Below are 14028 nucleotides of genomic sequence, written 5' to 3'. Positions count from 1 at the left end.
TTAATATGGATCCCCGCTTTCGCGGGGATGACATCGAGATTTTTAAAAAAATGTCCGGTACTATAGGTCAAGCCACGGGATGACATTTCGCTTTTTTCTGGATTCCCGCTTTTAGGATAATCACACAGAGAGCATTTACCGGTCTACGCAACAATGCTTCATGGGAACGACATAAAACAAACCAGGTAACGCTACTCCACAACAATATTGCCTATAGTGCTGCGATAATAGGTATGAGGGTCATACATAGCTTCACTGTAAATAGCAGGAGTTGCAAATATACCCCTATTAACCGCTTTAATCTTATATTGATAAGTCATTTTTTGATCAGAAATAGTACCAAAAATCATAACTCTATCATCACGATTATTGATATATATCGGTTTCCATATCATTACTTCCTGCGTTCGTGCTAATATATTTACGTTATTATTATCAGGTAAAAGCTCGAAGCCTGCCGGTAATAAATCAAGTATCACCATATTGCTTAAGGTTTTATTGCTACCTGAACGCATGGTGATTTCTACCGTAATATTATCACCTAATTTTACTTTGCTGACTTCTTTATTAGTTTCATCGAGATATTTTTTGGTTATCTCTATACCTTGAACTATTTCTTTATTTTCTTTTAAAACTTTGTCATAGCCTGAAGTTAGAAGCTGATAGAAAAAGCCGTTACTTGAGGATGTTAAGTCTATATCCTTATTTTCTACCGACAGCTCAGCAATCATCACTTTATCGCCTTTTAAAGTAACTTCTTTACCTGTAGAAGTTACCTTAATATTAGCCTTATCTACATTACTTATCTTATCAGCATATGCAAGGCTTGCCATAATGGCGTAGCTTGCCGATAGACTATTATAGTTATCCTTAGCAAAAAGAGCGATATCCTGTACAATTTTTGGGTCAAAGTTTTTTAACCTTTCCGGAAAATGTATAGAAATTAAGTATAAATACTGACTATATTTTATTAGAGGATTATAATATTGATAGTCTGTTTTTGATATAGGTTTATTTAGAGTAAATCTATCTAATAATTTATCCGCTTCTTCATTCATTTGCAGCATTTTATAGCTAGAGGCTAAATAAACGCTAGTTAAATCATCCTGCCATGTATTTTTATGGTACTCGTCTAAATATTTTAAAATATTTGCAATATAGCTTGTAGTAATAACGCTATTTTTCGTCAGGATATAAACCGCATATGCTTTTTCTCTTGCCTCATCTAAGGAGTTTATTGATCTATTCGCCATGTTCTCTAAGTAGTAAATACCTTGATTAAATGTATCGCTTGGAACGGCTAAATGTCTAGTTGCTGCCTCGCTTAAGAAATGTGTAGCATAAACGGAAATAAATGGATCGGAATCGTCATTAAAATTGTTCCAATATCTAAATCCACCGTCATAATTTTGACGCTCCGATAAAGTTTGGAATATTTTCGATAATGATTCATCCATTTTTTTACGATCAGTTTTAAGAATCTGAACTAGCTCTTGTTCATTATATAATAAAACATTAGCAAAATTTTGGCTTATTAATTGCTCAGTGCAACCATAAGGATAATTATCTAGGAAATCTTTAAAGCCGGAAATAATAGCTAGCGGGTATTTAGAAGCGGAAATTTGCAGCTTAGCAAATTCAGGATATAAATCTCGCAAGATTTTTAAATTAGCTTTGTTGTCTGTAATAAAGCCTGTATCAACTGTTGTAACGCTCGGACTAGCAGGGCGAACGCTCGTAGTACTAGTTAATTCTGAGCTATGCACTACTGCCATAGATATTATACCCGGCTTTAGGTGATTTATAGAAGCCACAACCTTTAAATCTGCTGAACCGAGTTTATCAGTCGCTTTTAATTTAACATTAATAGTAGCTTCCTTATTTTCGTCTATCGGTATCTCTTTAGGATAATCTAATATTTTAAGTCCTTCACTTGTTTCAATATTTAGAAAAACCTGAGCATTTCCTGAATCTTTTAGGTTATTAAATATTGTTACCGGTACTGTAAATTCATCATTCGGAGCTACAAATAAAGGTAAATTTGGATTGATAATAAGATCGGATTGGACTAATAAATCAGCTTTGGAAGTTCCTATAGAGTCAAGGCTTGAGGCTACCCCTATAACTCTTAAAGTGCCGTTAAAATAGCTCGGTAGGTCAAATGTGACTTCTCTCTCATCAAGATCTGCTTCTAAAATTCCTGACCAAAATGCTACTGGAGGCTGGCTTTTTCTTTTAAATGGATTAAGGTTTCGAGCGACATTTATAAAACCGTCTCCGGCAGGAGCCGCCATATAAGCTTTCATTAATAAAGGACGCTCAGGTAATATTAAATCCATGATTTGTGATGTTCGGACTTCCAAGGCTTTATCGTTAATAAAGTAATTAAGCGGGTCGGGAGTCTGATAACCGGCAAATGATAATATCCCTTCATCAACGGCAAATATTATGATTTTACCTGGGGTTGCAGTGCGATAATTAATTGTTAATTTTTCGCCTGATTTAATTTTTTCAGGAAGCGTTAATTCAATATCTTGTTTATGTTTATAAATGCCCGCAGTAAACGGTACTACTGCATAGCTAAACGGTGACATAAAGATTTCTGTAGCTTCTATGTCTCTTATAAATTGTACATTTACATATCCTTTACCCTCAAAACCGTCAGGGATTTTTATTTCTTGAATACTATTATTTTCGTCAGCTTTAAACCATGCAAAATTATGTACTTTATCTGTTTCGATAGTAATTAATCCATAACCTGTATAAGGAGTTATAACATTTAAAAGAATGTTATCGCCGGCTTTATAATCATCTTTATCAAGTTTAACTTTTAAATTTGCTTTGTCTGTTAAATTAGCTGTAACATTTCCTTCATCTATTACCGAAAATTCAGCTTGAGCAAAGATTGTATCTTCTTTATCAGTTAAGTAAATAACGTAATCGCCTGCTTCTTTAGTAGGCACGTTATAAATATAACTTTCATTTGCCGTGATATTAACCTTGGCGGAAGATATATTAGTTTCAATAGGTACTGAACTGTAAGAATAATTACCGTTACTATCTGCTACTAAGTTATTTACATAATTAATCTTTTTTAAGTTAAGAGTTAAATTAGGTGCAGCTACTTTTTCTGCTTTATTTGATATGGCTATGAATTCTATTGCTGAAGTAGTTTTTTTCTTAATATATTTTAGATCGCTATCGCTTCTAAATCCTATAATATAAGGCAGAGGTGAAACTATAAGCGATTTGCTTGCGTTTACGCTTCTTCCTGAGTCAGGCTCAAATCCTTCCGCCGAAAATGTTAGACTAAAAGTAGCGTTATAATATTTTTCAAGGTTAAGATCAAAATTTGCCGTACCTGTAGAGTCGGTAGTAATATCTCCTAAACGTTCGTTAAAAAACTCTTTATTTCCTTTGCTACTATAAAATTTATACTCTTTAAAGCTAAGTACGAAAAACTCGGTGGGTCTAATATCAATAAAGCCGCTGACTTTTCTATTTGCTGCAGGAGTGCCGTAAAGATTTATAAGATTAACATTTGCTTTAAGATCTTTTGGATTCGTCCATAGCTCATCTTGTGAGTTATTGAAGTTTATGTTTATTTTCATGCGGTCAGGCTGAAAATCACCAACCCTGACAGATACGCTATTAAGATAGTTATTTGTGCCTTTATCTCCTACTAAATATAAGCTTATATTATATAAGCCGGTTAAGGAATCATCAAGGGTTGAGAATAAATATTCGCCGAATCCTTCTGCATCTAGAGCTATTTTACTTTTATCTATTACTTTTCCTCTAGGGTTAGTTACTTGTATTTCTAAAGGTAAGCCGTCAAATTTTCCTTGCCAATCGGTTTGTTTGAGCATAATACCTATATGGCCTTGCTCGCTTGGTCTATAGATGCCACGATCGGAAAATAAATAAGCTTTTAACCCTTGATCGGAACTAACGGCTCCTGCTACATCAAACCGAGAATAATTAACTTGCCTATCAATTCTACTCGGCATAAACGAAAAATCATCCTTAGTAGTTAATATATAAGCCACTGGAGTTTTTTCTTTTGTAAAATCATTTATATTTGATAAAACGGCATGTCCTTTACTATCGGTTTTGCTGCTTACTAACACCTCACCGTTAAGTCCTATAATATCTGCTTTAACGCCACCGGCCGGTTTACCGTTACTGATATAAGAAACAAATATATGATGTGTTCCGCTTTTATCGGTTTTTACTATAAAACCAAGATCGGTAACTAAAATTAATCTTTTATCTTGAGATATAATGTTATTATTATTGTCTTTAGCATAAACTTTTGCTAGAAATAATCCCTTAGAATAGCTGCCTGCTTCTTCTAAATTAAAATATTTGCTGAAATCTAAATAGGTATAATTAGGTAAATTTAAATTGGGGGAATTAACTATTACTTCCTCTTGAAATACTTCAGAAATATTATACTCATTAAAATTATATTCATTTATGAAAGTTGGGTTTTGGAAAATATTATATCTATTTGTTTGGCTGATTAAGTGATTAATTTCTTGCTGATTAATCTTATCGATTTCTACATATAATTTATCTATGCCAAGTGAATATACGGGAAGCTTTCTTTCGCCGGCTAATGAAAGAATAGAACCGTCAGACATTAGCTTAACTTCTTTAGGATTATCGGGTATTTGTACTATTTGAGAATAATCTGAGCCAAGTGTTAAATTATCTGATGTTTTAACACCTTTATTGACTTTAATAAGCAAAGTTCTTGAGGCAAGGGTATCTACTTTGAAACTATGCATAGTAGTAATGCTTGGGACGGAAGGTAAAAGCTCAAAATTTATTTTTTTACTCGATTTAAGAATATCATCGGTTATTTCTTTCGGGCTTTGCCATTTATAGTTTTTTTTGCCTGCAACTCCTAAGAAAGCCGGCTTATCCTGCGGTAATAAAAATAACTCTAAATGTTTTTTTATTTCCTCACCCGAAACCGGTGTATTTGTAGTAATTATAATTATCTGTTCCGGTTTTAGCTTATCATCTTTAACAATTGTAGCAGTACTATTAGTGATTTTTAAATATGAGGATAGACTTGGAATTAATACATTTTCTTTATAAGAATATCTTATATTATTCGGCGTCTTATTATTTTGATCTTCTACATTTTTATATGTAAAAATTTCTCCACCATATAGAGGTTTAACACCGTCTTTTATAATTACGGAAACAGTATCTTCTTTATCTGTAAGCGGTGGTATATTAGTAATAATCGTAGTTTCCGTATTATACGTGTTGAATTTGATAGAAAACGGTAATTTTTCTTTGGTTGAAGATTTTATAAACTCTATTCTTTCCTCTAAAGTTTTAGGCTCTATAGGGTAGTTAAAGGCTATTTTAGTTTGAACGAATTTTTTGGAAATATCGATATTATCCTGTAGATAATTCATTTCTTTAATAACAGGAAGTAGAGGTAAAGTTGTAAAACTTATATTATTACTTTTTAGACTGATAAAATGAGGAAATATATAATCTTCGATAGTAATCTTATAAGTTTGATGAGCTGCAAAATTGCTTTCTGGAGTAAAATTTATGTTATACCACCAGCCAAATCGCCATTCTCCTTTAATATCAGGCGAAATAGATATGTAATCGTTCATTCTTTTTCCGTTAAGCCCTAGCTCTCTTTGCGGCTTTGTACACCATTCTTTAATTCTAGAGTCGCAAAGGTCAATATTTAACGAATTTTGCCCTGCTAACAGATTTTCGTTAGTTAACTTAAAATATAAAGGTATTTTTTCGTTAAAGCTTGCAGCAATTAGTTGTAAATTTATTAAACATAAGAAAATAGCAAATACAAATTTGCGAAAAATATTTTTCATATCTATAGCTTATTATTTATGATAACTTCAATTATATATAAATAAAATTAAGTAAAGCAATGAATAAGGATATTTTTTTCAATATTTAACAAAATTTTTTTTGTTATTTGGACAAGAATATTGTTATGAGATTATTATAATACTCGGATTTACTATATTTAGGAAGCAACTATTTGCACAAGCTATTTGTGTATTACTTTTCACTACAATTTTAAATATATTATTAAAATATACATTTGAAATACCTTTAAATCCTGCTCTAAATATTAAAGGTTTTGCTTTCCCTAGCGGTCATATGAGCAGCGGCGTAGTATTTTACGGTTGGTTTTTTGCAAATATTAGACACTCCTTATTAAGGATAATAGTAGTAGTGATTTTAACCGGTATGGGATTTTCGCTGATTTATAAGGGCTATCATTATCCGGTTGATATTATTGCCTCTATAACAATTGGAATAATGGTTATTGCTGTTATATATAGTTTAACCAAAGAAGAGATTATTCAAAAATACCCTTATATATTTGGAGCGTTTTTATGGCTATTAACCGTACCGATGGTAGCTTATCTTACAATTATTGAGGTGAATTGTCTTGCTTGGGTATGGACGGTATTTTGGGGATTACTCGGTTTTACTATTTCTTGGGGGCTGTTTTATAAATATTTTGATCTTCCTCAATCAAAATTAAATCGTTTTATTAATTTAGCTATAATTGTCGCTTCAGTAGCTTTGATTGAATATATTAATTATTTATTCAAACAATATTCGGGCTATTAATTTTATTAAACTTGGTTTTTAGTAGGTCTTAGTTTTCCATTATCGGTGAGATTATGCCATATTCACATAAGATCAACGCATCAGTATATGAAGTAGGTTAAGTTGCACTTCATTTCTTTATTTATCGTATAAAGCGAAAATTCCTATTGACTTTTATATAAAACAGTATAAGTTTCTTTACAATTTAATTTTTTGTAAAGAATTTATGCGTGGCTATGAGAAAGAGCAAAGAAATTTAACAAGAGAGCAAAAAGAAGCAATTGGATTATTATCCATAGGAACATTTCTTGAATATTTTGACCTTATGTTATATGTGCATATGGCAGTGTTTTTAAATGAGTTATTTTATCCAAAGGCTGATGCTCATGTTGCAGCACTTTATACGGCCGCTGCTTTTTGTTCAACATATTTATTAAGACCATTCGGAGCTTTAATATTTGGATGGATAGGTGATAATATAGGTAGGAAAAGTACAGTAGTTATAACTACTACTTTGATGTCTATTTCTTGTGTTGCTATGGCTACTTTCCCTACATACGCACAAGTAGGAGCTAGTGCTGCTTGGGTAGTAACTATATGTCGTATCGTGCAAGGTATGTCATCGATGGGAGAAATGATAGGAGCAGAGCTTTATGTTACTGAAATAACAAAACCTCCTATACAATATCCTGCTGTTGCATTAATTACCATTTCTTCTAGTTTGGGAGGGTTTGTTGCATTAGGTATTGCCACTTTTACTACCACTCAAGGTTTTAATTGGCGTATTGCTTTTTGGATCGGAGCTATTATAGCGATTGTAGGAGCTGTTGCTAGAACACGCCCTAGAGAAACGGCAGAATTTGTTGATGCAAAACGACAATTAAAAAAATCCTTAGAACCGGCTTTAGAAAAAATTAGCATTAAAAAGTTAGAAGATAATCCTATATGGAAAGAAAAAGTTAACCAAAAAACTTCTTTAGCATTATTTTTAATACAATGTGCATGGCCCGTATGTTTTTATATTATTTACTTTCATTGTGGTACTATACTTAGAGATTCTTTTTACTTTACTTCAGAACAGGTAATACACCAAAATCTCATTGTTTCAATATTTCAAGTATTAGGAGCTATAATTTGGACATATCTTAGTTATTATGTATATCCGTTAACTCTTATTAAATTTAAAACAGTGATATTTACTATTACTATTTTAATTTTTCCATATTTGCTAGATAATATAAATTTGTCTTCTGATTTATTGATAGTTCAAATTATTCTTATTACATTTTCACTTTCTTGTTCTTCTGGTATGGCTATTTTTTATAAACACTTTTCTGTATTTAAACGCTTTACATATGCTAGTTTTATGTATGCTTTATCACGAGCGTTTATATCAATTATTACTTCTTTCGGACTTGTTTATTTTATGAAATACTTTGGTAATTGGGGAATATTAATTATTACTATTCCTGTAGTTATAGGATTTATATGGGGAATATTTCATTTCCAAAATTTAGAACAAGCTATTGGTAATTTTCCTAAAAAGAAAAAATATCTTGCTCTTGATTTACAGGAGGAGTAATTGCTAAACCTTGATAACATAAATTAATTATATGCTGGGTAATTTTTGGTATTTCTATATATACACTAAAAGTTGTAAAGGTTATTAAAGTTTCTTCAATAATCTTCTTCGCTTTCTCAGGTGATTTAGCTCCTAATGTTTGTATATTATGGATTCTATCAAATAATTTTATGAGAGCTGTATCATATCTTTTTTGCTGAATTAATAAATTGAGGCTTTCTTCTGCACTAATTTTTCCGTAAGGTTTGATTCTAGTTAAACCCTCTACGTGGTTTGCAACTTCTAGCCCAAAAATTGCAGTTATGACTTCTTCGGTAAGTTCTGTATCTTCAATAGTATCATGAAGTAGAGCAGCATTTATCATGTTAGAAGTATAAAGTTTAGGAGCTTCTTCAGCTACAAATACCGCAAGCATAATCGCCACCTCAATCGGGTGGGAATAATACGGATCGCCTGATTGACGCATTTGCGAACCGTGATATTTACGAGCATAGTAGATACCTTTTTTAATTTCTTCAAGGTCTACAGTTTTTTTTACTTTAGTGTTTAAATATTCAAGTTTATCAAGTAGTTTCTTAGCATAAACGCAAAATTCAAACTTTTCTTTCCAAGAGCTTATATCTTCCATAAAAAGTTACTTTTTATTAGACTTATTGCATAACTTGTTTCTAAAGGTAATTTGTACCTCAATCCTAGCCCCTCATCCTCACGTACTATAATGTATGCTGCGGTCCTGTGCTTCGTGTTTTCTTCAAATTCCTCTTTATTAACTACGTTATGCAATAAGTCTATTGTTATTAATAATAGTTGATTACAATTACAGTAAAAATTAAAAAATTGCAATAACAAAATAATTTTTTAACTTTAAATATATTAATAACTATGTGGTCGTAGTACCGGACAGTTTTTAAAAACTCTCGATGTCATCCCTGCGAAAGCAGGGAACCAGGCTAAAAAATCTTTAATTTTAAAGATTTTTTATTATATAGTTTTTGTAAAGTAAAGCTTTTAAAAAAAAGCTTTACTTTACTGGATTCCCGCCTACGCGGGAATGACATAGAATAAAAATTGTCCGGTATTGTACATAGTTGTGCCGATACCCAATTAAAGGCATTTCATCATTGGAAGTGGAATAGCCAGCTGCAACTAAAAAAGTTACAGTTTATTAAATTATATTACTTTTTATTTAGATTACATTTCAGAATATTTAATTTATGTGTTAACTTATATAAATATCTTATGATTTATTTTTAAAATAAATACTTATCTAGCTTAGCTTCCTAGTAAAGTATAAAGTCAGAATAAATTACTATTTTTGTTGTCAAATTATGATTTAATTATAATTAGTAATGGCAATAATATTTATAGTTATGTTTGACTTATTAGTGCTTAATAGGGAGTCTTATCATGAAAGATCAATTTACGTTGCTAATTAGAACATATTTTCCATTCACTGCAAGATTAAAAATTTCGTACAATTCTCAAACCATATCTAACTCTAATTACTTAAATATAATTAGAAGAGATTATCAGTATAATCTAATAAAAATAAAATATAAGTTGAAAAAATATTAAAAATTTAGTAATTTATTAATGATTCTAAAATAGAAATACAGAATTAGAAAATACTATTAATTTAAAACAAGAGTTTAATATGAGAGAAGTGGTGCAAGAGTTAAAGAAGAGAGAAGATTTAAAACGTCCTTTGGAACAAACAGTTTTACCTAGCATAGATGATTTTAAGAAAGATGAGTCTCCTAAAAGACAAAAATTTGATCTTAACCCTAAAGATTTATTATTGCAGAAAATTAAGAATAATGATCCTGAAATTGTTCGTGTAGAACTATCGTATGAAGAAGATAGTAGTTTTTTGTCAATTGTAATTAAAACTTTAGAGAAAAATACTGTAGTAAAAGAAATTGATTTATACGGCAGCAACCTTAGTAACGATGATATAAAAAATCTAAGCAAAATTGTAAAGTTAAATAAAATATCACATTTAAACCTGAATTCTACTTCTTTAGATAGTGAAAAAATAAAAATTCTTATCAATGCTTTAGCAGATAATACCTCCCTTGAATATTTATCTTTAAATTTTATTTCGCTGAAAATAGAAGATTTAAGAATATTAATAGATGCTATTAAAAACCACCCTAATTTAAGTTCTTTAGCATTAGGTAGTAGTGAAGTAGGAAATAAAGGAGCAGCAATTATTAGTGAGTTGTTTCATTCAAAACTACCGTTAAAATCCTTAGATATAGGACAAATTAATATTACTGCCGAAGGGATAGAAATTATCGCAAATAATATTAGCAGTGCAAAATTAATGTCGTTAAATTTAGGGTATAATAACCTTAGAAACGAGGGAGTCATAAAGTTACTTCATGCTTTAATGGCTAATCAATATATTAAAGAATTAATATTAAATGAAACAAGAATTTCCGAAAAAAGTGCAGAAGTAATTGAAAGCTTTTTAACCTCAACCCCCATTGACACTTTAGGTTTAAACAAAAATAACTTAGGGGATGGAATAAAATATATAGCATCTGCTTTAAAATTAAATCCATGGTTAAAAACTCTAAATCTTAATGACAATAATTTAACCCATAATAATATAAAAGAACTTACTACTGCATTAACCGAAAATAAAGCGTTAGAAACTTTACTAATAAGCAATAATATTGAAATAGGAGATCTAGGTTTTGAAGCAATAGCGAACATGCTACAAAAAAACAATTCTCTAAAAAAATTAGCCCTTATGAACATTAAATTAGGAGATCTAGGAGTCGCCTATCTTTCTACAGTATTTCTTTATTAATAAAAATACGGTAATAGCTATTGAACGTAAGCAATATGGCGAAAATCTAGGTATGAAAGACATAATTAAAATAGCAACTATATTAGAGTATAATGAAAAAAATCCTGATACTCCTATAAAACTACCTGCAGAACTAGAAAATACGCCTATATTACAAGACGCTCTTTTATATAAGATAGCTAAAGAAAATAAAATTAAGGTTATTAGCCTAGAAGGTAAGAATTTAGAACACTTAAAAAATACACCGCTTTATAATGAGAACCGTGAACAATATATGACGGACGTAATTAATGAGATTTGTGGTAAAGGATATAATGTGATTGCAAGTGTCGGCTTTAGTCATGTGATTAATTTAAAGAAAAACTTAGAAAACAGTAAAAAACATGATATAGGATTTAGTCACATACCTAGAAAAATACTGCAGAAAGCTTTAAATATTGGAAGTTCCATTCCAACAGGAATGGTTAACATAAAAGCAAGCACTAAAGGTAATAGTATGGTACAACGGAAAGCTTTAAATAATCAGTCAAAAAGAAATATCTCAACTGGCAGATAACTCTATTCTATCGTTTGACACCTTTGTAGAAATACCGAAAAATGAAGAATGGCACGGGCTAGTGTACGATTTGCTAACCACCACGGCTAAACGACAGTATATAAGTGATACTTTTTTTATGCAACAAAATTTACAAGCAGCATAAAAATTTAAGGGGTGGGGACAAGTGGTCCCAGCTTTTCATTACATTAGGCACTGTCCAAATAAGTGTGTAAATTTCTCAAAGGTTGTATAGAAGAAAATATAACAAAAAGAGAAATTACAATGACACAGAAACAAAATGCTGCAATGGAACAAGCGATAGATTTATTGATCAATAATGATACAGATGTATCAATATTATTCAGGGAAGATGGTTTATTAAAAGAAATAACCAAGCGTCTTGTAGAGAGAGCTCTACAGTCTGAGATGAATAATCATTTAGGATATAGCAAGTACAATCAAAGTGATGCTCAGAATTCACGTAATGGTTATAACACAAAGAATCTGATTACAAAGAATGGTGCTGTTGAGATTGAAGTGCCAAGAGATAGAAATAGCAGTTTTGCACCATCATTAGTAGCAAAGCGTCAAAGAAGGCTTGATGGTTTTGATGATAAAGTACTATCTTTGTATGCTAAAGGTATGAGTTTATCAGATATAAAATTACAGCTTCAGGAGTTATATGGAGCTGATGTAAGCGAGAGTTTAATTAGCCAAATCACAGATGATATAATAGAGGATGTTAAGCTATGGCAAAGCCGTCCATTAGATCCAGTATATGCTATAGTATTTTTTGATTGTTTAATAGTAAAAGTACGTCAGGATAAACGGATTATCAATAAATCGGTATATGTTGCATTAGGTATTGATTTAGAAGGGCGGAAAGATATTTTGGGATTATGGATCAGTGAGAATGAAGGGGCTAAATTTTGGCTTGGAAATTTTACTGAGATGAAAAATAGAGGTATACAAGACATACTGATAGCATGTAGCGATAACCTTAATGGTATGTCTGAAGCTATAGGTGCTGTTTTTCCAAAGACGGAGCATCAATTATGTATTGTACATCAAATTAGAAATAGTTTACGATATGTATCATATAAGGACCGGAAAGAGCTTGCTGGTGATTTAAAACCTATTTATACACTAGCACAGAAAAAGAAGCACTTTCCGCTTTAGAGGCTTTTGAATCTAAATGGAATAAACAATATCCTCAAATTGCTAAATCTTGGTATGTTCACTGGGATAATTTAATGATTTTCTTAGGATACCCTGAAGAAATACGGAAAATAATTTATACAACAAATGCTGTGGAATCTGTTAATAGTCAACTCCGAAAAGTCACAAAAAATAAACGTGTTTTTCCAAATGATAATGCTGTTTTTAAAAGCTTATATTTGGCAATTGATTACATGACCAAAAAATGGTCCATGCCCATACCAAATTGGAATGCGGCTATGGCTCATTTTTTAATAAAATTTGACGAAAGAATCTAGGCTTTTGGAAAAGTTTACACACTTAATCGGGAAGACTCGTTTTTTACTCTGACTCTTTTTGTCGGCTTTTTTAAAGATGCAATCCAGTACTGCCTATCCCCGTCATTGCGAGGAGGCATTTATGCCGACGAAGTAATCTCATGAAATTTAAGAAAGATTGCCACGTCGCTACGCTCCTCGCAATGACGATTAGATATCCACGCAACAATGCCTCTTTGCAATGACAAGTATAAATATTTTTTTTGGATTCCCGCTTTTGCGGGAATGACATGGAATAGAAATTGTCCGGTACTATGGGCTTGACCACGGGGTCTAGTTAAAAATACTAATGTTGTTAGTATTTTTAGTTATTAGCTATTTTAGAGATTTATGCGACAGCTCCTATCCATGGAATTACTGCTTCCATGCTATCGCTACCGACTAGATCCATTTCGCCGTAGCTTGGTAAGTTATCATAAACAAAATGTCCAACACCTGCTGCTACATTTACTATACCAGCTACATCGTGATATGCACACTCTGCTGCTTTCATCACTGTGCAAGCTGCATTCTTCACAGTTTCTGCTGCATTTTCCGGTGAAGCTACAACTGCTGCTGTGACAAAGGTTGCCATAACAGCTGTAGGATAGTGATAAATAGCACTTGCAGCTGTACCTACTACAGTTTTTACAACTTCAGGCATAACTATACCAAAGGCATGTCCGGTCATTACTTCAGCGGCAAATTCTTTGTAAGCACAAAGTCCAAGAACACCTTGAATAGCTGTTTTAGCAGCGTAAGTAGCAGTTAAAGTAGCATAAGCTCCACAGCTTGCAGCAGCCGTTGTTGCGTCTGCAAAATGTTTTGTAGCACTTGCAAAGTAGTTAAATGTTGCGTCAGAAACTTTTATTCCTGCATATGTAGTCGAATTATTTACTACTTTGTTTACTACTTCTGATGGTATATTATTAGAATCTGTATTTTTGAAAAA

At 31.6% G+C, this 14028-nt stretch carries 6 protein-coding genes and 4 pseudogenes; 5 read left to right on the top strand and 5 right to left on the bottom strand.

Annotated elements, in window-relative coordinates; genetic code table 11:
- Positions 1 to 191 precede the first annotated feature (191 nt).
- Positions 192 to 5870, bottom strand: coding sequence for an alpha-2-macroglobulin family protein (locus RF_RS04765; protein ID WP_011271213.1), 5679 nt, complete (start codon positions 5868 to 5870; stop codon positions 192 to 194).
- A gap of 100 nt (positions 5871 to 5970) precedes the next feature.
- On the opposite strand from RF_RS04765, the gene RF_RS09080 reads away from it, so the two are divergent.
- Both RF_RS09080 and RF_RS04755 read left to right on the top strand, forming a co-directional pair.
- On the top strand, positions 5971 to 6645 hold the full coding sequence (locus RF_RS09080; RefSeq protein WP_011271212.1) for a phosphatase PAP2 family protein: 675 nt from the start codon (positions 5971 to 5973) through the stop codon (positions 6643 to 6645).
- A gap of 205 nt (positions 6646 to 6850) precedes the next feature.
- Positions 6851 to 8206, top strand: a complete 1356-nt coding sequence (locus RF_RS04755) for an MFS transporter (RefSeq protein WP_011271211.1) — start codon at positions 6851 to 6853, stop codon at positions 8204 to 8206.
- Here RF_RS04755 and RF_RS04750 read toward each other — a convergent pair.
- Positions 8163 to 8834, bottom strand: a complete 672-nt coding sequence (locus tag RF_RS04750) for an HD domain-containing protein (RefSeq protein ID WP_011271210.1) — start codon at positions 8832 to 8834, stop codon at positions 8163 to 8165. The two genes, RF_RS04755 and RF_RS04750, sit on opposite strands and share 44 nt — an antisense overlap.
- Before the next feature lie 20 nt (positions 8835 to 8854).
- Positions 8855 to 8998 (bottom strand): annotated as a pseudogene (locus RF_RS04745) (palindromic element RPE1 domain-containing protein); the annotation flags it as partial.
- Positions 8999 to 9935: 937 nt separating this feature from the next.
- Here RF_RS04745 and RF_RS04740 point away from each other — a divergent pair.
- The 3 genes and pseudogenes from RF_RS04740 to RF_RS04730 form a co-directional block, all read left to right on the top strand.
- Positions 9936 to 10688: pseudogene (locus RF_RS04740) on the top strand (leucine-rich repeat domain-containing protein); the annotation flags it as partial.
- Between the two features lie 388 nt (positions 10689 to 11076).
- A complete protein-coding gene (locus tag RF_RS04735; protein WP_011271208.1) occupies positions 11077 to 11580 on the top strand; it encodes a hypothetical protein in 504 nt (167 codons plus the stop codon).
- A 264-nt stretch (positions 11581 to 11844) separates the two neighbouring features.
- Positions 11845 to 13058 (top strand): annotated as a pseudogene (locus RF_RS04730) (IS256 family transposase).
- A gap of 100 nt (positions 13059 to 13158) precedes the next feature.
- Here the strand turns inward: RF_RS04730 and RF_RS11990 are convergent.
- Both RF_RS11990 and RF_RS04725 read right to left on the bottom strand, forming a co-directional pair.
- Positions 13159 to 13294 (bottom strand): annotated as a pseudogene (locus RF_RS11990) (polysaccharide polymerase); the annotation flags it as partial.
- 131 nt (positions 13295 to 13425) lie between these two features.
- Positions 13426 to 13767, bottom strand: a complete 342-nt coding sequence (locus tag RF_RS04725) for a hypothetical protein (RefSeq protein ID WP_011271207.1) — start codon at positions 13765 to 13767, stop codon at positions 13426 to 13428.
- Between the last annotated feature and the right edge of the window lie 261 nt (positions 13768 to 14028).

The organism is Rickettsia felis URRWXCal2 (genome assembly GCA_000012145.1).
Classification (GTDB): Bacteria; Pseudomonadota; Alphaproteobacteria; order Rickettsiales; family Rickettsiaceae; genus Rickettsia; species Rickettsia felis.
This window is presented reverse-complemented; position numbering and strand designations above follow the sequence as displayed.

Coding starts and splice junctions, on each gene's coding strand:
- RF_RS04755 (WP_011271211.1), top strand. CDS start 6,851: ATGCGTGGCTATGAGAAAGAGCAAAGAAATTTAACAAGAGAGCAAAAA.
- RF_RS04765 (WP_011271213.1), bottom strand. CDS start 5,870: ATGAAAAATATTTTTCGCAAATTTGTATTTGCTATTTTCTTATGTTTA.
- RF_RS04725 (WP_011271207.1), bottom strand. CDS start 13,767: ATGACCGGACATGCCTTTGGTATAGTTATGCCTGAAGTTGTAAAAACT.
- RF_RS04735 (WP_011271208.1), top strand. CDS start 11,077: ATGAAAGACATAATTAAAATAGCAACTATATTAGAGTATAATGAAAAA.
- RF_RS04750 (WP_011271210.1), bottom strand. CDS start 8,834: ATGGAAGATATAAGCTCTTGGAAAGAAAAGTTTGAATTTTGCGTTTAT.